Annotated in this window: 20 protein-coding genes, 2 pseudogenes and 1 riboswitch; of the genes and pseudogenes, 4 read left to right on the forward strand and 18 right to left on the reverse strand. The window is 60.6% G+C overall.

Annotated features, from left to right (window positions below; translation table 11 throughout):
- Positions 1–83: 83 nt before the first annotated feature.
- Positions 84–296: riboswitch (cobalamin riboswitch) on the reverse strand.
- Positions 297–439: 143 nt separating this feature from the next.
- Positions 440–1,243, forward strand: coding sequence for a metallophosphoesterase family protein (locus P5703_RS14710; protein WP_058064128.1), 804 nt, complete (start codon positions 440–442; stop codon positions 1,241–1,243).
- Between the two features lie 24 nt (positions 1,244–1,267).
- Here the strand turns inward: P5703_RS14710 and nhaD are convergent, their stop codons facing one another.
- The 17 genes and pseudogenes from nhaD to P5703_RS14795 all read right to left on the reverse strand — a co-directional run bounded on the left by nhaD (position 1,268) and on the right by P5703_RS14795 (position 14,824).
- Positions 1,268–2,521 (reverse strand): sodium:proton antiporter NhaD, encoded by a 1,254-nt coding sequence (nhaD, locus tag P5703_RS14715; protein WP_285587650.1) that lies wholly within the window; start codon positions 2,519–2,521, stop codon positions 1,268–1,270.
- A gap of 185 nt (positions 2,522–2,706) precedes the next feature.
- On the reverse strand, positions 2,707–3,231 hold the full coding sequence (locus tag P5703_RS14720; RefSeq protein WP_058064126.1) for a C40 family peptidase: 525 nt from the start codon (positions 3,229–3,231) through the stop codon (positions 2,707–2,709).
- A 76-nt stretch (positions 3,232–3,307) separates the two neighbouring features.
- On the reverse strand, positions 3,308–3,940 hold the full coding sequence (locus P5703_RS14725; protein WP_279641271.1) for a C40 family peptidase: 633 nt from the start codon (positions 3,938–3,940) through the stop codon (positions 3,308–3,310).
- A 67-nt stretch (positions 3,941–4,007) separates the two neighbouring features.
- Positions 4,008–4,772, reverse strand: a complete 765-nt coding sequence (locus P5703_RS14730) for an NAD-dependent deacylase (RefSeq protein WP_102821405.1) — start codon at positions 4,770–4,772, stop codon at positions 4,008–4,010.
- A gap of 105 nt (positions 4,773–4,877) precedes the next feature.
- On the reverse strand, positions 4,878–5,174 hold the full coding sequence (locus P5703_RS14735) for a cyd operon YbgE family protein (RefSeq protein ID WP_013982180.1): 297 nt from the start codon (positions 5,172–5,174) through the stop codon (positions 4,878–4,880).
- A complete protein-coding gene (gene cydX / locus P5703_RS14740) occupies positions 5,171–5,275 on the reverse strand; it encodes a cytochrome bd-I oxidase subunit CydX (RefSeq protein WP_003292563.1) in 105 nt (34 codons plus the stop codon). Before cydX ends, P5703_RS14735 begins: the two co-directional genes overlap by 4 nt.
- Before the next feature lie 43 nt (positions 5,276–5,318).
- Positions 5,319–6,461, reverse strand: a complete 1,143-nt coding sequence (gene cydB / locus P5703_RS14745; protein ID WP_014596127.1) for a cytochrome d ubiquinol oxidase subunit II — start codon at positions 6,459–6,461, stop codon at positions 5,319–5,321.
- Between the two features lie 10 nt (positions 6,462–6,471).
- Complete coding sequence (locus P5703_RS14750) at positions 6,472–8,103, reverse strand: cytochrome ubiquinol oxidase subunit I (RefSeq protein ID WP_014596126.1); 1,632 nt, start codon at positions 8,101–8,103, stop codon at positions 6,472–6,474.
- Positions 8,100–8,279: a cytochrome oxidase putative small subunit CydP gene (cydP, locus tag P5703_RS14755; RefSeq protein ID WP_013982177.1), complete on the reverse strand. Its 180-nt coding sequence runs from the start codon at positions 8,277–8,279 to the stop codon at positions 8,100–8,102. Before cydP ends, P5703_RS14750 begins: the two co-directional genes overlap by 4 nt.
- A 343-nt stretch (positions 8,280–8,622) precedes the next feature.
- Complete coding sequence (locus P5703_RS14760) at positions 8,623–9,174, reverse strand: putative natural product biosynthesis protein (RefSeq protein WP_014596125.1); 552 nt, start codon at positions 9,172–9,174, stop codon at positions 8,623–8,625.
- A 105-nt stretch (positions 9,175–9,279) separates the two neighbouring features.
- Positions 9,280–9,645 carry a DUF2946 domain-containing protein gene (locus P5703_RS14765; RefSeq protein WP_014596124.1) on the reverse strand — a complete coding sequence of 122 codons (366 nt, stop codon included), beginning with the start codon at positions 9,643–9,645 and terminating at the stop codon, positions 9,280–9,282.
- A gap of 58 nt (positions 9,646–9,703) precedes the next feature.
- Positions 9,704–10,375 (reverse strand): DNA-3-methyladenine glycosylase I, encoded by a 672-nt coding sequence (locus P5703_RS14770; protein WP_014596123.1) that lies wholly within the window; start codon positions 10,373–10,375, stop codon positions 9,704–9,706.
- A gap of 141 nt (positions 10,376–10,516) precedes the next feature.
- A complete protein-coding gene (locus tag P5703_RS14775; RefSeq protein WP_014596122.1) occupies positions 10,517–11,593 on the reverse strand; it encodes a 3-deoxy-7-phosphoheptulonate synthase in 1,077 nt (358 codons plus the stop codon).
- A 266-nt stretch (positions 11,594–11,859) separates the two neighbouring features.
- Entirely contained in the window at positions 11,860–11,988 is a 129-nt protein-coding gene (locus P5703_RS14780; protein WP_017244708.1) for a hypothetical protein, read from the reverse strand.
- A 160-nt stretch (positions 11,989–12,148) separates the two neighbouring features.
- A pseudogene (ttcA, locus tag P5703_RS14785) lies at positions 12,149–12,850 on the reverse strand (tRNA 2-thiocytidine(32) synthetase TtcA); the annotation flags it as partial.
- Between the two features lie 167 nt (positions 12,851–13,017).
- Entirely contained in the window at positions 13,018–13,905 is an 888-nt protein-coding gene (gene ttcA / locus P5703_RS14790) for a tRNA 2-thiocytidine(32) synthetase TtcA (RefSeq protein ID WP_419185016.1), read from the reverse strand.
- A 430-nt stretch (positions 13,906–14,335) separates the two neighbouring features.
- Positions 14,336–14,824 (reverse strand): annotated as a pseudogene (locus P5703_RS14795) (VOC family protein).
- Between the two features lie 171 nt (positions 14,825–14,995).
- Between P5703_RS14795 and P5703_RS14800 the strand changes: the two are divergent.
- Entirely contained in the window at positions 14,996–16,366 is a 1,371-nt protein-coding gene (locus tag P5703_RS14800) for an IS1182 family transposase (protein WP_014818820.1), read from the forward strand.
- A 442-nt stretch (positions 16,367–16,808) separates the two neighbouring features.
- Positions 16,809–17,141, forward strand: coding sequence for a Qac family quaternary ammonium compound efflux SMR transporter (locus tag P5703_RS14805; protein WP_081798309.1), 333 nt, complete (start codon positions 16,809–16,811; stop codon positions 17,139–17,141).
- A gap of 182 nt (positions 17,142–17,323) precedes the next feature.
- Here P5703_RS14805 and P5703_RS14810 read toward each other — a convergent pair whose 3' ends face one another.
- A complete protein-coding gene (locus P5703_RS14810; protein WP_003152690.1) occupies positions 17,324–17,881 on the reverse strand; it encodes a TetR/AcrR family transcriptional regulator in 558 nt (185 codons plus the stop codon).
- Positions 17,882–18,060: 179 nt separating this feature from the next.
- Here P5703_RS14810 and tmexC point away from each other — a divergent pair, with 179 nt between their 5' ends.
- The gene (gene tmexC, locus P5703_RS14815; RefSeq protein ID WP_037009368.1) at positions 18,061–19,224 is read left to right on the forward strand and encodes a multidrug efflux RND transporter periplasmic adaptor subunit TMexC; all 1,164 of its coding nucleotides are present in this window, start codon (positions 18,061–18,063) and stop codon (positions 19,222–19,224) included.
- Positions 19,225–19,238 lie beyond the last annotated feature (14 nt).

Here is a 19,238-nt window from a genome sequence, read left to right on the forward strand (position 1 = left end):
AAAGTCGACGAAGACAGACGGAGGAACCGCAAAAGGAAGTGAATACCGCGAGGGATACGCACCCGCCCAGCGCCCGCCGCACTGTCAGTGAAATGCGACAGGCCGGTCTCCGGGCTTGCGAGCGTATGCCTTGCGGCATCCCGAAACCGCGCCTTCCCATGCGTCATGCACAGTGGCCGTTGCGGTTTCTCGACTCGCCTACCGTTGCGGGGGCAGCGCCGGAATCTTCGTGAGAATGGACCGGCTTCCCTGTTTCACCCCCTTTTGCAGGGGGCACCTGAGGCGACGCGGAGGTTAGTCCAAGGCTGGACGTGAAGCAACCGCAGGGTTGTCGCAGCGCCCTGCAATTTCCGCTTGCATCTCACCGCTTGGAACGGCGGACGCCGAAAGGCTTCGAATGCAACAATGCCCCGATCAGCCAGGACCATAACCGACGCCCATGACCAGCATCGTGCAGATTTCCGACACCCATTTCGGTACCGAACAGCCTTCCGTGGTCCAAGCCCTGGAGGACCATGTCCGCGAACACCAGGCCGATCTGCTGGTGTTTTCCGGCGACATCACCCAGCGCGCGCGCCGCGAGCAGTTCGCCAGTGCAGCCGCCTTCGTGCGCCGCGTGGAGGCTGACGGGGTGAGCGACACGCTGGTGATCCCGGGTAATCACGACATCCCGTTGTATAACGTCTTCGCGCGTCTTTTCACGCCGTACGGCAATTACCGACACCACTTCGGCGATGAGCTGGAACCGGTATTCGAGAACGAAAATACGCTGGTGATCGGGCTCAACACCACCCATCCGCGCCGGCACAAGGACGGCGTGGTGACGGCGCGACAAGTCGAGGACGTGGCTCGACGTCTGAGGGAAAGCGACCCGCGCAAGATTCGCATCGTGGTGGCCCACCAGCCATTCGGCGCGATGGTACCGAGCGACCTGAGCAACCTGCAGCACGGCGCCGAACCCGCGCTGCAGCGCTGGGCCGAACATGGCCTGGACCTGGTCATGGGCGGGCACATCCATCTTCCTTACGTGCTTCCGCTGTCCAAGCAGTACGCCGGTCTGCAGCGCGAGATCTGGATGGTGCAGGCCGGCACTACGTTATCTACACGTCTACGCGGCACGTCACCCAACTCGTTCAACCGCTTGAAGTTGCATCCCGGCGAGCAGAAGAAGGTCTGCGTCGAGCGCTGGGATCTTCAGGACGGTCGCTTCGTGCTGGGCTCGCACTTCAACCTGAGCTGGTAATCCCGCGCTCGCGCAGCCGGCCGATCAACTCATCGACAGGCCGATCAGATAAACGCCGGCGAAGCCGATATTGAAGGCAATAAACAGGTAGAGCATGTGCCGCAGATAGCTGCCGAAGGTCAGCCCCGGCACCTTGCTCATGGCGACGATGCCAGACGCCGAGCCGATCACCAGCAGCGAACCGCCAACGCCGACCGCATAGGTCAGCACCATCCATTCAGCCACGCCCATTTCCAGCCCGGACTTGAGCAACGCGGCGGTCAGCGGCACGTTGTCGATCGCCGCCGACATCACCCCCATCAGGTAGTTGGCCATCACCGCCGGCACCTGGTCATAAATGTGCACCAGCCCGTCGAGCACGCGGATTTCCTTGAGCATGCCCACCAGCAGCAGGATGCCGAGGAAGAAGAACAGCGTCTCGAACTCCACCTGGCGCACGTACTCGAGGATCGGGTCGGAATCGTTGTCATCACTGAAGAAGCGCGCCACCAGGAACATCACCGACAACCCGGCGAGGAAGGTCAGCACAGGCGGAATCTGGAACAGGAAGTTGCCGATGATGGTGCTCAGAATGGTGCAGAGGAAGATCAGCGCGATGGCCACATCCACGCCGCGCACCTCGTTGCGCTGGCCCTGCACCATGACCTCGCCTTTCATACCGATCGACAACATGGCGGCAAGCACCATCACGGCGACGAAGGCAGGCAGGGCAAGCACCAGCAACTGGAGAATCGCCACCTTGCCGGCCAGGAAAATCATCAGTGTGGTGACGTCGCCGGTGATCAGCGCCACGCCCCCGGAGTTGACCGAGAAGACCACCAAGGTAGCGAACTTGATGGTCTTTGCGCGATCCAGCTGAAGCGAGAGGATCAGCGTAATTGAGACCAACGTTGCGGTGATGTTGTCGGCCAGCGACGAGAACACGAAGCAGAAGGTTGCAGTGAGAAAAAGCAGCGCACGCTCGCTGATTTTTCGCGGCAATACGAGATAGATCAGGTTCTCGATCATGCCCTTCTTGTTCAGATAGGCGACGAAGGTCATCGCCGCCACCAGGAATATCCACAATCCCGCGATTTCCGCGATGTTCTCGTTGAGGCTCTCCAGCACCGTTTCCCGCGCCTCGCCCGCCGGGGCGAAGATGAACAGCAGCAGCCAGGCCAGGGTGCCGAAGAACAGCGTGACCTTGGCCTTGTTTACATGGGTTATTTCTTCGAGCACGACACCAAGCAGTGCCGCCACCGCCAGTGCGATCAGCACGTACGTCAGCAATACAGGCATAACTCACCTAATGGGGAACTAAGGAAAGGGACTTGTGCACAGCGGGCTGCACACGGAGGGAAAATTGGGCAGCGCATGGTAGCCAAACACCGAGGCGAGCGAAATCACCGCATGTCAAACGGAGACTATTTCAGAATGTTTTGCGAGTGAAAGGAGGCCGTTGGCAGACTGCAGCAGGGCCCAGCCTAGGGATTGCTGGCCAAGCGCTCGTGGTCGAGTACTCGCTTGGCGCCCAGGTAGTTCTTCTGCCAATAGCTGGCGGTCAGGCTGTCCAAACGTACCGTGCCGCCGGAAGACGGTGCATGGACGAAGCGATCCTCGCCAACGTAGATGCCTGCATGGCTGACACGACGGCCACCGCTGGTAGCGAAGAACACCAGATCACCTGGCTGTAGTGCATGGCGACGTACGGCAGGGCCGCGCAAATCACTCATTTCCCGGGTGGTGCGAGGCAGGCTGATGCCAGCAGCGCCACGGTAGACGTAGCCAATCAGGCCGCTGCAATCGAATCCGCTGTCAGGCGTATTGCCACCCCAGCGATAGGGCGTACCGACCAGGCCGAGCGCGCTGAACAGTACATCCTCGGCAACACCGGGTACGGGGTGAGAAGTAGTGGGTTCCTGAACGACTGGCGGTGCCGATGGCTGGCCGGCACAGGCGGCCAGCAGCGCGAAGAGAACGACAAGCGTGAGACGGGCCAGGTAATGCATCGCAGAGCGGTCCAGGCAAATGAGCCATCACTCTGCCGGCATGTGGGGCCAGACGCAACCCCCACAAGTCGTCAACTCAGCGTTGAGCCGTGTGCGGCTCCAGATCGGTGGCCAGTGCCAGGACGCGCTTGGCTTCCATGTAGCTGGCACGCCAGTACTTGTCATCCAGGCTGTCGACCCGAACGCCACCGCTGCGGCTGCTGGAGGCGTGGATGAACTGGTCATCACCGATATAGATGCCGGCATGGCTCACGCGGCCACGACCACGATTATTGAAGAACACCACGTCACCAGGCTCCAGCTCGGTGCGCTTGACCACAGGCGCGTCGAGATTGATCAGTTCGCGGGTAGAACGCGGCAGGTCGAGACCGGCCTCCTTGCGGAACAGAAAGCCAACGAAGCCGCTGCAATCGAAACCGCTCTTCACCGAGCTGCCACCGTAGCGATACGGGGTACCGACCAGGGTAAAGCCGCGCTCGAGGATACTGTCGGCCAGCTGCGGCAGCTGGTAATCCTGCTCGTCGGTAAGCTCGGCCAGCGACTCATCCTCACTCTTTTCGAACGAGGCGAAATCGAATCCGGCCAGGGGGTGATTGTGCGACAGCCGAGGCGATGTGATCTGCTGCTCGGTCTGTACGGGCTGTCCGGCACAAGCCGTCAGCAGGGCGATAAGTGCAAGAGGCACGAGGGGTGCGAAGCGTTGGCGCATGGGCACAGCCGTGTCGGTGATTTCAAAGTGCCCGCGACTATGCCCTCTATCGCTTCGATGATCAAATTCAATCAGACGAAATGTGACGGATTAACTGCGACAAAACGTCTGCGGCCCTTCCCTGCAGAAGCACGTCCGCCAGCGGGCTGATCTCGGTGGGTTGCAGATTCACCTCGACGACGGAGCCGCCGGCCTGACGCACCCGCCATACCGGCTCGAGGATGTAGCCGAAGCTTGCAGTGGTTCCAACCACCAGCACGGCGTCGAAGCCGACCTGCACCTGTTGCTTCAACGCAGTGAGGGCCGATTCCGGCAGCATCTCCTCGAACAGCACCACGGCGGGACGCAGCACCCCGCTGCAAATCAGGCAGCGCGGCGGCAATGGCTGATCCAGCAGCGAAGGCAGTGGACGTCGGTCGACCTTGCCGCAGCCCAGGCACGACAGCGGCGCTAGCTGACCGTGAATCTCGATCAAGCGATCGGGCGGACTACCGGCTCGGCGGTGGAAGCCATCGATGTTCTGCGTGAGCACCCAGGCCCCCGGCTTGCGCCGCTGCAGCTCGGCGATGGCGAAGTGGCCGATATTGGGTTCGGCCTGCAGGCAGGCCCGGCCGATTTCGGCCAGGTACTTCCAGCACAACGCCGGATCACGCCGCAGCGTCGGCCCGGATAGCGCCACCTCGATCGGCAGGCCGTCTTCGGTTTCGCCGTTATAGAGTCCGCCGAGGCCACGATAGGTGGGCAGCCCGGAATCGGCCGACAGCCCTGCCCCGGTGATAATCAGAATGCGCTCGGCGCCGGTTAGCGCCTGAGCGGCCTTGTCGATGTCCATGATGACGGCGAGCCCGGTTCGATGACTGGCCCGCGGCCACGCCGCGGGGTTGTCACCATCAGACCACGAACCAGGGCATCTGTCTGCCCGAGCACCCGAGCCCGCTCAGCCCAGCCTCGCGTGCGCCAGCACGGCATAGCCCAGCGCGCAGAACAGCCAGGCCGGCAGTGGCCCGAGCAGCCAGCGCCAGCCCCACCACTGCGGAACGAAGCCGACGCCGTGCACGAAACCTGCGGAAATCCCCCACATCACCAGCATCAGCTGGGGGTGGCTGTAGCCGCCTTGCCCGTCGAGCATCGCCGCCGGATGGATCAGCAGCACCAGCGCCAGCGGTGACGCCAGCAGCAGCGAGAGAAGCCGCGCGGGGGTCCGGTACAGCAGCCGGTGCGCCATGCCGCTCACGGCTCGGCGTCCAGATCCTGGGTGGCTTCCAGCCACAGCGCATTGATGATGCCGAAGCTGCAGGCCAGCAGCACGCCGAGTATCCAGGTGAAGTACCACATAGTCGTCTCCTTGGCGGGCGAGCACGGAAGCCCACCCGCTCGATCAGTAGAGCCCGTGAGGGTTGGCTTCGATGGTTTTCTGGGTGAGCCGGCCCCACATGCGCACGTAGCTCCACAGCGTGTAGCAGAGGATCAGCGGCACGAAGAGGCAGGCGACGACGAACATGATGCCCAGGGTCTTGTGGCTCGAAACCGCATCCCAGATGGTCAGGCTCGAGGCCGGGTCCAGGCTCGACGGAAAGACGAAGGGGAACAGCGCGAAGCCAGCAGTGCAGATGGCGCCGACGATCATCAGACTGGTGCCGAGAAAGCTCACTCCACCGCTGTTGCGACCGGAACCGAGCAGCGCCAGCAACGCCCCGAGGATGCCCGCAGCCGGCGCGATCAGAGTGACCGGATAGCGGCCATAGTTGGCCAGCCAGCCGGCGTTGTCCTGCGCTACCTGCTTGTCCAGCAGCGGATTGAGTGCCGCGCCCGGATCGCTGACAGAGAGCTGGCTGAAGCCCTCAACCCCCAACACCAGCCAGGCGCCGGCGGCGGCGAAACCGAGCAGGAATACCAGCGCACACAGCCGTGTTGCCTGCCGCGAGCGTTCGGCCAGCGCGCCGTCGGTGCGCAGCATCAGCCAGGCGCCGCCATGGGCGCTGAGCATGCTCAGGCTGACGACGCCGCAGAGCAACGCGAACGGGTTGAGCAGCGCGAAGAACGAGCCGTGATAGGTCGAGCGCATCAATTCGTCGAGCTGGAACGGCAGACCGAGAAACAGGTTGCCGAAGGCAACGCCGAACACCAACGCCGGCACCGCCCCACCAACGAACAGCGCCCAGTCCCAGGCGTTGCGCCAACGCGGGTCCTCGACCTTGCTGCGGTAGTCGAAGCCCACCGGCCGGCAGAACAGCGCGAACAGCACCAGCAGCATCGCCCAGTACAGCCCCGAGAAGGCCACCGCATAGACCATCGGCCAGGCAGCGAACAGCGCGCCGCCCGCGGTGATGAACCACACCTGGTTGCCATCCCAATGCGGCGCGATGGTGTTGATCGCGACGCGCCGCTCGTTGTCGGTCTGGCCGACGAAGGGCATCAGTGCCATGGCGCCCATGTCGAAGCCATCGGTCAGGGCGAAGCCGATCAGCAGCACACCGATCAGCACCCACCAGACCAGCTTGAGAACCTCGTAGTCGAACATTTTCTTTCCCTCACACGGCGGACGGTTCGATGGGAACACCCTTGGCGGCAGGCACGGCGACCGCATCGCGCAACTTCTGCGCCTGGCCGGCGGCCTGCAGCTCGAAGTGATAACGACCGGTGTGCAGGCTGCTCGGCCCCAGGCGGGCGAAGCGGATCATCAGGAACATCTCCACCACCAGCAGCAAGCTGTAGAAGGCTACCAGCGCGATCAGCGACCCCCAGATATCGCCGGCGGCCAGCGTCGAGGTGGACAGATGGGTCGGCAGCACCTCGGCGATGGACCAGGGCTGGCGGCCATGCTCGGCGACGTACCAGCCGGTCTGCGCGGCGATCCAAGGCAGCGGCAGGCTGAACAGCGCAAACCTGAGCAGCCAGGGCTTGCGCTCGGCATTGCGCTTGATCGAAGCCCAGCTGGCCAGGGCGAACAGCACCAGCATCAGGAAACCGGCGGCGACCATCACGCGGAAGGTCCAGAACAGGCTGAACACATCAGGGATGGTGTCCAGCGCGGCTCGGTGGATCTGCTCGTCACTGGCGTCCACCACATCGGCGGTGTACTTCTTCAACAGCAAGCCGTAGCCCAGGTCCTGCTTGACCTCGTTGAAGGCGGCAATCGCCGCGGCCGACTTGTCGCCACTGCGCAGGACCTGCAGGCGCTCGTAGGCGAGCATGCCGTTGCGGATGCGCAGCTCGTGTTCGGCGATCAGGTCCTTGATGCCCCTTACCTCCTCATCCACCGAGCGGGTGGCGATCAGCCCCAGCACGTAAGGGATCTTCACCGCGTAGTCGGTGCGCTGCTCGTCCTGATTCGGCAGGCCGAACAGGGTGAAGCCGGCCGGCGCCGGGTGGGTCTCCCACTCGGCCTCGATGGCCGCCAGCTTCACCTTCTGCACGTCACCGATCTCGTAACCGGATTCGTCACCGAGAATGATCACGGAGATCGTCGAAGCCAGGCCGAACACCGCGGCAATGGCGAACGAACGGCGGGCAAAGCCCAGGTCGCGCTTCTTCAACAGGTAGAACGACGAGATCGCCAGCACGAAGATCGCCCCGGTGACATAGCCGGCCGACACCGTGTGCACGAACTTGACCTGCGCCACCGGGTTGAACAGCAGCGCGCCGAAGTCCACCAGTTCCATGCGCATGGTCTCGAAGTTGAACTCCGAACCCACCGGGTTCTGCATCCAGCCGTTGGCAATGAGAATCCACAGTGCCGAGAGGTTCGAGCCCAGCGCCACCAGCCAGGTCACCGCCAGGTGCTGCACCCTGGAGAGGCGATCCCAGCCGAAGAAGAACAGGCCGATGAAGGTCGATTCCAGAAAGAACGCCATCAGCCCCTCGATGGCCAGCGGTGCACCGAAGATGTCGCCGACGTAGTGGCTGTAATAGGCCCAGTTGGTGCCGAACTGGAACTCCATGGTCAGCCCGGTGGTGACGCCCAGGGCAAAGTTGATGCCGAACAGCTTGCCCCAGAACTGGGTCATGTCCTTGTAGACCTGCTTGCCGGTCATCACGTAGACCGACTCCATGATGGCCAGCAGGAACGCGAGCCCCAGGGTCAGCGGCACGAAGAGAAAGTGGTACATCGCCGTCATGGCGAATTGCAGACGGGACAGATCGACAACGCTTTCCGAGATCATCTCGGCCCTCCCTCGGGATTGGTATCCCGCTTATCAAGCAAATGCTCGGCGACCCTCGCCGAACCGTTCTCGGGAATGCTGGGAGCATCGAACCAGATGGTTTTTATGCTTGTGAGGATCGCGACCTTGACCAGCAACACCAGCACGATGTCTCGCTTGAGCGATGACTTGAACATGCTTACCTCCCGGCTCGCCCGACGCCCGGCAGAAACCTGCCGCAACGCCTGCTGCCATCACCGCCAGTTGCGATTGAAGGCCCCCTTGGGGTGAGGGCCGGGACCCGGACACGCGGCCCGGACTCAATCGCCGCGCCCCAAACCCACCCGTGGAAGCACTGCTCGGGTTCAGGGCGAGCGCAGTGTCGGAAGCGCCGGATCTGGCGACAACTGCGACAGCCTGCCCCACCCCGCCGAGCCGGCCGTGATCGCCGCGCGGCGTCGCTTGCAGAACGTAGCGGCGCGACCGGCAGGCCCCATGCAAAGGCAGCAGAAAACCTGGGGATGCGGCATCCGGTCGCGGTCATGGCACACGCAGCCAGCGGCGAAAGCCATTACCGCCGCTGGCGGCGAGCGGACTCCAGGCGAAGTCCCAGCGCGTCGGCGGCAGTTCCTCGGCCTGTGCTGTCAACCGCGCGGCCTGGCGAACCCGCGGCTTCCAGTCGAAGACCGGCTCGTCGCCAGCCTGCCAGGCCAGCACGATACCGATGGCCGGGCTGTCGTCGCTGGCTACCCAGCGCGCCGCGGCGGCGAGCATCATCGCCTCGATGTCCTGCGCCTCGATCAGCTCGCGATAGTCCGAAGCGAGCAGCCAGCGGCACACGCCGAGGTGGAAGGTCCAGTCGAGGGCGAGCTGGCAGCCATACGCCCAGGTCATGAACTGGCGGAAGATCTGCAGGCCGTCCGGTGGGTCGAGCCTGAGCAGACGCGGGCAGACGTCGAACAGCGCGTGCCAGTACGGCAGCAGCTTGGCATCCAGATGCACGAAGCTGCGCGCGTTGCTGGGGTAGTCCGGGAAAGGCAGCCGATAGCTGACGCGGCTCTCGGCGCGGGTGAAGCGTTCCATCATGGTCATGCTGAAATCCCCTGAAGCGAGCGTGCCGTCGGAGGGTTCCGACAGTTGGCCGGCCGACTGCAGCACTGGCGCAACAGCGGCGGCGGTACGTCAGTCAGGAAAGCTTCAGGGAGCCTGCGGATTCAGCGCCGGCCATTGCTGGCGCGGGCCGCGCAGATCATCGCGCGGGCGCGCGAGCGGCCCCCTCGCCCGCCGGCCCAGCCAGCCCAGGGCCAGCAGCACGACGACGGCGAGGAACAGCGAACTGCACAGCGGGCAGTCGAAAGCCTGTTCGGGGGCGTCATGGGCACCTGCAGCGGGCATCTTGCCGCCGGATGACGTGCCATCGGTGAAACAGAAGGCGTCCTGCCCCATGGCCAGCTCGAAACCCACATGGCTGGCATGGTTCAGGCTGCAGACAAAGACATTGAGCAGGATGCAGGCCAGAAGCACCCATACGATCTGCGCACGTTTGTCTTTGACGATGGTCATGTTTGAACTCTACACCGCGCCTATTCGCGCAGCGCTGTGCCAAACCGTCGCAGCGTTCTCAGTGATTCACAGTGAACGCCAGCATCGCCGAGAGCTGACACAGCGGGCGGCCACTTTCGGCCTGCCATTGATTGAAGGCCGCCTGAACCGCAGCCTGATCGCGCTGGCTGCTGGGCACCTTGTCGACGATTTCCTGTGCCTTGAGCGCCGCCACCACGTCGTCGCTGGGCACGAAGGTGTCCTTGCCGGCCATGCGCAACAGACGCGGCGCCGACAGGCCGCCGAGCTGGCTGCCGTGCCTGGCGAGATAGCGCCACAGGCCGACGATGTCGCTGCTCGGCCAGTCCGCCAGCAGATTGCCGAAGCTGCCCCGCTCCTTGGCCACGTCCAGCACGAACTGGGCATTGCGCGGTACGCTTTTGAGCTTGCCCAGATGACGGATCAACCGGGCGTCCTGCATCAGCCGCTCGATGTGTTCGCCGCCCATCAGCACCACCTTTTCCGGATCGAAACCGAAGAAGGCCTGCTCGAAGGCCGGCCACTTGGCGTCCACCAGACTGTGCTTGAGCCCGGCGCGGAAGATGCGCAGGCTGATCAGCGACAGGTAGCGATCGTCCGGGACGGCTCGCAGCTCATCGGTGCTGCGCGGCTGCGGCAACCGCGCTTCCAGCGCCGCCGCGGAACCGAAGCGATTGAGGCAGTATTCGTGCAGCCATTTGTAGTCGTGCATGGATGGGCCTTTCGGTTGATCAAGCGACGGCAAAGGGTGCCGAGGTTGGCGATTGCCTGCAAGCCGGCACTCCGACCGCCCGCAGGCGTGGATGGCGACCGCTACGCCACGGCCTGCCCACCCTCACCCGCCCCGGATGCCTCAACCGCGCAATCGCTCGGCTGCCTCGCGCAGCAGCTGCTCGGTGCCGCTCCAGCCCAGGCAGCCGTCGGTGATCGATACGCCATAGCGCAACTCGCCGGAGAGCGGCTGGCAACCATCGAACAGGTGACTTTCGAGCATCACGCCGCGCAAGCTCGCATCGCCGGCCAGGCGCTGGGTGATGACCGACTCCAGCACTGCCGGCTGGCGCAGCGGGTTCTTGCCGCTGTTGGCGTGGCTGCAATCCACCATGATTCGCGGTGCGATACCCTGCTGCGCGAGGGCGGCACATGCGGCGGCGACGCTGGCGGCATCGTAGTTGGGTGCGCCGTGCCCACCACGCAGCACCAGATGCGTATCCGGATTGCCGTGTGTCTGCAGCAGGGCCGGATGGCCGAGCTCGTCGATGCCGAAGTGCTGGTGCGGGTGCTCGGCCGAACGCATCGCGTCGCAGGCGATGCCGAGGCTGCCATCGGTACCGTTCTTGAAGCCCACCGGCAGGTCCAGCCCGCTGACCAGCTCGCGATGGATCTGCGATTCGCTGGTGCGTGCACCGATCGCGGCCCAGCCAAGCAGATCGTCGAAGTACCCGGCAGCCAGCGGCTGCAGCAGTTCGCTGGCGATGGGCAGACCGGTTTCGAGAATATCCAGCATCAGCCGCCGCGACAGGTGCAGCCCGTCGGCCATGTTACCGCTGCCGTCCAGATGCGGATCGTAGACCAGCCCTTTCCAGCCAATGGTAGTGCGCGGTTTTTCCACATAGGTGCGCATCACCAGCAGCAGCTGGTCGCTGACTTCGTGCACTAGCGCGGCCAGGCGCTCGGCGTATTCCAACGCGGCGACGGGATCGTGCAGGGAACAGGGCCCGACGACGACCAACAGGCGCGGATCGTGGCCGTCGAGTACAGCGCGGATGGCGTCGCGGTCGTTGCGGATGCGTGCGGCAAGGGCGTCGCTCAAGGGCAGACGCTGACGCAATACGGCGGGGCTTGGCAGCGGCTGCGCGCTGCGGCGAGCGACGCTGGCTTCGGCGGTGGCGGCGGGTTGTTTGGCAAGTACGGTGGCGGATGCATTCATGATCTGGCGGTTCCTTCTGCCGGCGCGGGTGGTCCGCGGCGGCGCTAGTCGGGTGTTCGGTCGCGTGAGGGCTGTTTGACGTCGAAGCGGCTAAATCGCCAGTCGTAGCGGTAGTAACGATCGGTGCGGTAGGTGGTCATGGCGTGTTCCTCGTAGCGTTATGGCCATCGGATGGCCGAAAAAACAAAACCCCCGGTCGGGTGGCCGACCGGGGGTTCGAAAACTGCTCTGGTGGCGACCCTGCTTGCTAGGGCGCCTGTGGGGTATCAGGCGCGCCTGTGGCTAAACCAATACCCAAAGTAATAACCAGCGGCGGCAACCTGCTGCCCACGAACGACCACGGTGCGAATGGCACCGGCATCGACAACGTTGAGGGCTACAGGGTTCAGGGACATGCTGATCTCCAGAAGATGACCGAACCATACTCCGCCAGGCGTGCGGCTTTCAACCCGCATGGCGAAAAAGCTCGCTGGGTGGGTTCAGCCCACCGAGGCGATGCGATGAATGACGACGGCGGGCTGAACAAGCCCGCCCTGCGGAAACCGCTAGCGCGACCTACAGGCTCATCACATCGACGAAGCGCGGCGTGGCGCTGTCGTCGATGCGCAGGCTCTTGAAGTCGAAGAGATTGCGATCGGCCAGTTGCGAAGGCACCACATTCTGCAGCGCGCGGAACATGATTTCGGTGCGTCCCGGCGACTTGCGTTCCCACTCCTGCAGCATTTCCTTGACCACCTGGCGCTGCAGGTTTTCCTGCGAGCCGCAGAGGTTGCACGGGATGATGGGGAACTCCTTCATCTTCGAATACGCCTCGATGTCTGCCTCGCTGCAGTAGGCAAGGGGCCGGATCACCACGTTGCGTCCATCGTCGGAGAGCAGCTTGGGCGGCATGGCTTTCAGCGTGCCGCCGTAGAACATGTTGAGGAAGAAGGTTTCCAGGATGTCGTCGCGATGGTGCCCGAGCGCCATCTTGGTCGCACCGATCTCGTCGGCGAAGGTGTACAGCGTGCCGCGCCGCAGACGTGAACACAGCGAACAGGTGGTCTTGCCTTCCGGGATCTTCTCCTTCACCACCGAGTAGGTGTCCTTCTCGATGATGTGGTACTCGACGCCGATGGACTTCAGGTACTCAGGCAGGACGTGCTCGGGGAACCCCGGCTGCTTCTGGTCCATGTTCACCGCGACCACTTCGAACCTGATCGGCGCGACCTTCTGCAGATAGAGCAGCACGTCGAGCATGGTGTAGCTGTCTTTGCCTTATAGCTTAAGAAAACATAACTGGACAGCACCAGCATAAGCGCAACCTATTGATTTTAAATGAATTAAATAGAAAGCTGGCTTTACAGAAAAAGGCGAAAAAGTAAATTTTGCGTCTTCCTGAGCTCTGAAAACCCTCATACCTCCCGAAAAATCACCTTGAACCTTTACAAAATCCGAACGACATCAATTCGGCCTTCAACACTGGATGATGAAACCTCGGCTGCTTCGAATTCGTAGGGCGGTCGGGCATCCGACCTATCAATGGATAGATCTATAAAATCGAAGAGGCTGCGATCAGCTAACTGGGAAGGACTTACGCTTTGTAAGCTGTGAAAGATGTTTTCTACGCAGCCAGGATTTACCGAATCCCACTCCGCAATCATCGACTTGATTTTTTTCCTCTGCAAATTCTCTTGCGATCCGCAGAGATTACACGGAATGATTGGATATGCGCTATCGGCAGCGACCTTTGCTATATCTTTCTCGCGACAGTAGGCGAGTGGCCGGATGACTATATTCCTCTTGTCATCGCTAAGAAGCTTAGGAGGCATCCCTTTCAATTGCGCTTGGAAAAACATGTTCAGAAACAAAGTTTCAACCATGTCATCCATATGATGACCGAGTGCCAATTTAGTAGCCCCAATTTCCTCAGCAAAACTATAAAGCGTGCCCCTTCTGAGTCTAGAGCAAAGAGAACAGGTAGTCTTACCTTCTGGGATCTTACTCTTGACAACGGAATAAGTATCCTTGTCAATTATATAATAATCAATCCCTTTAGCCTCGAAAAACTCAGGCAATATATGCTCCGGAAAGCCAGGTTGCTTCTGATCAAGATTAACCGCCACAACACTGAATTTTATTTGCGCAACTCTCTGCAAGTGCAGCAAAGCGTCAAGCATAACGAATGAATCTTTGCCACCACTTACGCAGGCCATAACTTTGTCGCCATCTTCGATCATTGCATAATCTACAACAGCCTTGCCCACATTGCCGCGCAGCTTTTTACGACGAAGTTCCGCAGCTTTATTAATCTGAGATACCTGTTCGCCCATCATCATAAACACTAGCTTCCAATTAAATATTTACAAGCCCAGTTTACTATAAAAACCTCGCCCACCTTGCAACATCCCGCACCACTTGCGAAGGATTGAGATAGTTAGACACTACCAAAATCGGACGCATAAACAATTCGAAGCAAAGCACAACATTGAGGTCACGTATTTAATATACGACATACACTCTTAAGTAAATCTATAAGTCAGTATCATCTGCCGAGTTTGACGCCAGCTATATCATAACAAGATTATGCCTGCGTTTTATAGAAGCTCCTGACCAACGATTGCATTTAGCTTGACCGAGTCGCAACAGGGGAGGATCACAGCACGGAACTCTGCGAGTCACGCGGAGAGGCCGCAGCAGCCTCAGAATCACATGTGGTGTCAGGCAGGCTCAGTCATTGGGGCTGGATTCAGACGTTGGAGATTAAGCCTTCAGCGCAGCCTCGATCGCGGCAAAGTCGATCTTCGTCATGCCATCAATGGCCTCGAACGAACGCGTTGCTGCCGCTCGATCAGGGCTGGGTATTGCAGCCGTCAGGATATGTAGGGAGATCTACCACGAAACACCCACTCGTCCCTGTGCCAGCCATACGCGCTCACCTGGCCCCATTATTAATGATCGCGCTCACAAGTGGTCCGTCTCAGCCTGATCATCGGTCGCGACCTGGAACGAAAAAGGCTCTTTGTACTGGAACACCGGGTCGTCGTTCAGGCCAAGGCAGGACATGCGCTACCCTGATCTCGACCGCGAACACATCGCCCTGCTTGCCGGCTGGATGGTCGCCGGGAGCGTGGTGGACGGCCACCACCACGCAGTCCGAAAAGTCTCTGCATAGAAAGAAGAAGTCTCCCCTTTGATTACATCAAAACGGCAGTAGCTGATTGGCGGTGACGATTCGAAGCGTCCACTCATCTAGCTCTCAGTGGTCCACGATGGTTCGGCTGTTGCCAGTCACGACGGGCCGGATTCAATCCATAGCTGCCGGTGGCGACGGGCCGAAACCGGCCGATTCTGTTGAAAAAGTAGCGACCTCCCCATGCCGTTGGCAAAATTGCTTTGTCAGCGGGCGTGGAGGCGAACAGCATGATGGGACAGTTACCGGGAGGACAGCAGCGCCTGTTCTACTCGTTCAATCTCGAAGATCACGTCCCGGCCCAACATCTCCTGCGCAGCATCGACCAGTGCCTGGATCTCAGTGATCTGCGCGCCTATCTGGCGGATTTCTATAGCCCCATCGGGCGTCCCTCGATTGACCCGGAATTGATGGTGCGCATGCTGGTCGTCGGCTACTGCTATGGCATTCGTTCCGAGCGGCGATTGTGCGAAGAGGTGCACCTGAACCTGGCCTATCGCTGGTTCTGCCGGCTGGGTCTGGAAGACGAAGTACCTAATCACTCGACCTTCTCGAAGAATCGCCATGGCCGTTTCCGTGACAGCGATCTGTTCCGCTGGTTGTTCAATGAAGTGCTGCGGCGCTGCATGGCAGCCGGCCTAGTCAAGGGCGAAGGTTTCGCCGTCGACGCCAGCATCATCAAGGCGGATGCCAGCCGGCAACGTGGGGTGGTGGGAGATGAAGTCGATTGGAGCGATCCAAAGCTCAGCAGCCGCGCCGTGCGCGAGTACCTCGAAGCACTTGATGAAGATGCGTTGGCTGAGGCTCTTCCCAAGAAGATTTCGCTCACCGATCCTCAGTCCCGTTGGACAGCAGCACCAGGCGGCCCGGCCTTCTTTGCCTACTCCACAAATTACCTGATCGACACTGAGCACGGTGTGATCATGGATGTGGAAGCGACCCCGGCGCACCGTACCACCGAAGTCGACTCGACCAGGACGATGGTCGAGCGTGTCGAAGCGCAGTTCGACCTCACACCGGAACGCCTCATCGGCGACACCGCCTATGGCACTGCCCCGATGCTGGCCTGGATGGTCGAAGAGAAGGACATCGAGCCGCATGTGCCGGTGTGGGACAAGACTGAGCGCAAGGACGACAGTCTCTCCAGTAACGACTTCCACTGGAATCAGGAAGCCAATGAATATCGCTGCCCAACCGGCAAACCGCTACGCAGTGAATGGCGCGCCTTCACCCAGAAAAGATCGCGGGTAACCAAGGCCAACACCATCATCTACCGCTCCAGCCAAACCGACTGCGTCACCTGTCCGTTGAAAGCGAAATGCTGCCCCAACACACCGAATCGGAAGATCGTTCGCAGCATCCATGAGGCTGCCCGCGATGTGGCTCGACGCATCGCCAAGACACCGGAATACCTCGTCTCACGTTGCGAACGGAAGAAGGTGGAGATGCTTTTCGCCCATCTTAAACGGATCATGAAACTCGACCGTTTACGACTGCGTGGCCTGACAGGCGCCACTGACGAATTCACCATGGCTGCGATGGTGCAGAACCTGCGCCGCATGGCCAAGCTTTTGCCTCAAGGGCCACCGCTCACGGGATAGGTACGCCTGTGGCGAGCAGAAACCCTCGAATTAACCCTCAAACCTGAGCAAGGACGCTCAGTGAAACGCCGAAAGGTAACTTGAAGTGGCTTGCAGCCACTTCGACAGCAGGTACATCCGACCGCCTTGCTGCCGCTAAACCTACTTTTTCAACAGAATCGGCCAGAAGCAGACAGTCGTTCATGCCCCTTTTTTAGCGTTCTATCGCTCGAAATCGCGCCTGCCTACTGTGGTCAGATCACCTTCCGGAAGTTTCTTGCGGCCCGAACCCTCGCGCTATATCGCATTGAACGATGCGCACACATTACCGCAAGAATCAATGCGCAGTTTTGCATGCTCAGCGCCTACACAACTTTGCTCACAGTAAATTCTTTATCGCAAGACTGCATTTTTTTGAATAAAAAAATTAAAATCTTCATACACCTACATACGGAGAAGGCAAATGAATAATTGGCTGTTTTTGGCTGTTGCAATATTTGGTGAAGTAGTAGCCACATCTGCTTTAAAAGCAAGCGAAGGATTCACAAAACCACTTCCGTCAATATTAGTTGTTTTAGGTTACGGCCTCGCTTTTTACTTTTTATCCCTAGCCTTAAAGACTATTCCCATGGGCATTGCATATGCAGTTTGGGCAGGGCTCGGAATTGTATTGGTGACAGCTGTCGCCTGGGTATTTTATGGGCAGAAACTAGATATTTGGGCGTTCATCGGCATGGCAATGATTGTTGGCGGCGTTGCTGTTCTTAACTTACTGTCTAAAGGTAGCGCCCATTAGCTCTACTGAGCTGGAATAGGTAAAACTTCAGCTTTAACCACGTCAGCAGCTAATGGCCTGTCTCGAACTGAGCGGGATTGCCGGTAAAAGAGTATGCCTATTCCAACCTATTGTGGTCGCTCACGACCGGCCAAAAACGGACACTGCCAACCCATTGGAAAAAAACTGAGCGTTGCTTTCCGTTAAGTTTGGTAGTTGCAAGCGCCGTTCAGGAAGAATTGCTCGATCAACGCCGCCATACCTGCGCGTGCGATACGGCCGCGGCGCTCGGCGTCTACCAGGCCGAAGATCAAGGAGGAGAAGATTTCGGTAAGCGCCGGGGCACCGATATCGATACGGAATACGCCCAGTTTTTGCCCGCGTAGAAAGAACTCGTCCAGCGTTTCTGAGTAAGGCAGCCATCGGCAGCCGCCTGCATCTAAATCAAACGTGTCCGGGCGCCACTGAAATGAGAGGAAAACCAACAACTCCCTGTGAGTCAAATGGCCTTCGATCAGGCGATGCAATGCGTCCAAGGGCGCCGACTCAAGATCGGCATCGGCAATGACCCGATAAATAACCACCGAACCATGATCCAGAAGCATCTCGATCAGGTTGTCGCGGGTGCCGCAAAACCTGTTTAGCGTCGCCTTGCTGACTCCCGCTGCCTGGGCTATTTCTTTGAACGTGGCTCGCGGGTGGTCAACGATGGCGATCGCCAGGGCCTTCAGCAATTTCTCATCGGCAGCAGTTAAATCCATCGGTCACTCTTTATCTATCGCAGGCAGATGCGGGTATTTTGCCTAGAACACTCATTTTTCTCAAAGAGGATACTAGCTTTGTTCACACTAAAATCAAATGAGTCAATATTGACTCATTTGATTTTAGTGTGGATCATGCGCGGCTTCGACTACGTACTGGCTTCGTGCTTGGGTGAGATATGAACAAATTTCGCGAGTGGATCACTTTTTCCGTGATCTCCTGTTTGGTCGCCGTGACCCTGGTTGGCTGCGACAAGCCCGAAGAGCAAGGGGAGGAGGCGCCGGCGCGTGAAGTCGATGTGCTCAGCGTGCAGACCGAGCCCTTCACCGTGGTTGCCGAGCTACCAGGACGCATCGAGCCGGTGCGTGTCGCCGAGGTGCGCGCGCGGGTGGCGGGGATCGTGCTCAAGCGCACCTTTGAGGAAGGGGCCGACGTGAAGGCCGGCGACGTGCTGTTCCAGATCGACCCTGCGCCGTTCAAAGCGGCCCTGTCGCGGGCGCAGGGTGAACTGGCCCGCGCCGAGGCGCAGTTGTTCCAGGCCCAGGCGATGGTTCGCCGATACGAGCCGCTGGTGAAGATCAACGCCGTCAGCCAGCAGGATTTCGACAACGCCAAGGCCGCTCTGCAGAGTGCCCAGGCCGACAAGCGATCGGCCCAGGCCAATGTCGAAACCGCCCGCCTGGACCTGGGCTATGCCGAGGTTCGCGCACCCATTGCCGGACGCATCGGCCGAGCCCAGGTCACCGAAGGGGCGCTGGTAGGCCAGGGTGAGGCGACTCTGCTAGCGCGTATCCAGCAACTTGATCCGGTGTACGCCGACTTCACCCAGCCGGCTGCCGACGCCCTGCGCCTGCGCGCGGCCATCGCCGAGGGCAAGGTTGCCGGCGCTAGCGACCAGCCGTTGTCGCTGCGCGTCGATGGTACCGATATCGAGAGCAAGGGCACGCTGCTGTTCACTGATATCTCGGTGGATCGCAGCACCGGGCAAATCGCCCTGCGAGGGCAGTTCGACAACCCCGAGGGCGTGTTGCTGCCGGGTATGTACGTGCGTGTGCGCACGCCGCAGGGGCTCAACCAGAACGCCATCCTGGTGCCGCAACGTGCCGTGCAGCGTTCGGCTGACGGTCAGGCCAGCGTGATGCTGCTGGGGCAGGGCGATACCGTCGAGGCGCGCCAGGTCACCACCGGTGCCATGCAGGGCTCGCGCTGGCAGATCAGCGAGGGCCTGCAGGTCGGCGACAAGGTGATCACCAGCTCGCTGGCGGCTATCCGTCCGGGCGCCAAGGTCATCCCCCGCGAGCAAGATGCCGCCGAAGCCGCTCCACAGTCCCAGGCGCAGTAAGCCGGAGAACCTCT

It is taken from the genome of Stutzerimonas sp. FeSN7 (assembly GCF_030263795.1).
Lineage (GTDB): Bacteria > Pseudomonadota > Gammaproteobacteria > Pseudomonadales > Pseudomonadaceae > Stutzerimonas > Stutzerimonas stutzeri.

What these genes read in the sequence shown, in the direction of transcription:
- P5703_RS14710 (WP_058064128.1), top strand. Translation starts at nt 440, where the DNA reads ATGACCAGCATCGTGCAGATTTCCGACACCCATTTCGGTACCGAACAG.
- nhaD (WP_285587650.1), bottom strand. Translation starts at nt 2,521, where the DNA reads ATGCCTGTATTGCTGACGTACGTGCTGATCGCACTGGCGGTGGCGGCA.
- P5703_RS14720 (WP_058064126.1), bottom strand. Translation starts at nt 3,231, where the DNA reads ATGCATTACCTGGCCCGTCTCACGCTTGTCGTTCTCTTCGCGCTGCTG.
- P5703_RS14725 (WP_279641271.1), bottom strand. Translation starts at nt 3,940, where the DNA reads ATGCGCCAACGCTTCGCACCCCTCGTGCCTCTTGCACTTATCGCCCTG.
- P5703_RS14730 (WP_102821405.1), bottom strand. Translation starts at nt 4,772, where the DNA reads ATGGACATCGACAAGGCCGCTCAGGCGCTAACCGGCGCCGAGCGCATT.
- cydX (WP_003292563.1), bottom strand. Translation starts at nt 5,275, where the DNA reads ATGTGGTACTTCACCTGGATACTCGGCGTGCTGCTGGCCTGCAGCTTC.
- cydB (WP_014596127.1), bottom strand. Translation starts at nt 6,461, where the DNA reads ATGTTCGACTACGAGGTTCTCAAGCTGGTCTGGTGGGTGCTGATCGGT.
- P5703_RS14750 (WP_014596126.1), bottom strand. Translation starts at nt 8,103, where the DNA reads ATGATCTCGGAAAGCGTTGTCGATCTGTCCCGTCTGCAATTCGCCATG.
- cydP (WP_013982177.1), bottom strand. Translation starts at nt 8,279, where the DNA reads ATGTTCAAGTCATCGCTCAAGCGAGACATCGTGCTGGTGTTGCTGGTC.
- P5703_RS14760 (WP_014596125.1), bottom strand. Translation starts at nt 9,174, where the DNA reads ATGACCATGATGGAACGCTTCACCCGCGCCGAGAGCCGCGTCAGCTAT.
- P5703_RS14765 (WP_014596124.1), bottom strand. Translation starts at nt 9,645, where the DNA reads ATGACCATCGTCAAAGACAAACGTGCGCAGATCGTATGGGTGCTTCTG.
- P5703_RS14770 (WP_014596123.1), bottom strand. Translation starts at nt 10,375, where the DNA reads ATGCACGACTACAAATGGCTGCACGAATACTGCCTCAATCGCTTCGGT.
- P5703_RS14775 (WP_014596122.1), bottom strand. Translation starts at nt 11,593, where the DNA reads ATGAATGCATCCGCCACCGTACTTGCCAAACAACCCGCCGCCACCGCC.
- P5703_RS14780 (WP_017244708.1), bottom strand. Translation starts at nt 11,988, where the DNA reads ATGTCCCTGAACCCTGTAGCCCTCAACGTTGTCGATGCCGGTGCCATT.
- ttcA (WP_419185016.1), bottom strand. Translation starts at nt 13,905, where the DNA reads ATGGGCGAACAGGTATCTCAGATTAATAAAGCTGCGGAACTTCGTCGT.
- P5703_RS14800 (WP_014818820.1), top strand. Translation starts at nt 14,996, where the DNA reads ATGATGGGACAGTTACCGGGAGGACAGCAGCGCCTGTTCTACTCGTTC.
- P5703_RS14805 (WP_081798309.1), top strand. Translation starts at nt 16,809, where the DNA reads ATGAATAATTGGCTGTTTTTGGCTGTTGCAATATTTGGTGAAGTAGTA.
- P5703_RS14810 (WP_003152690.1), bottom strand. Translation starts at nt 17,881, where the DNA reads ATGGATTTAACTGCTGCCGATGAGAAATTGCTGAAGGCCCTGGCGATC.
- tmexC (WP_037009368.1), top strand. Translation starts at nt 18,061, where the DNA reads ATGAACAAATTTCGCGAGTGGATCACTTTTTCCGTGATCTCCTGTTTG.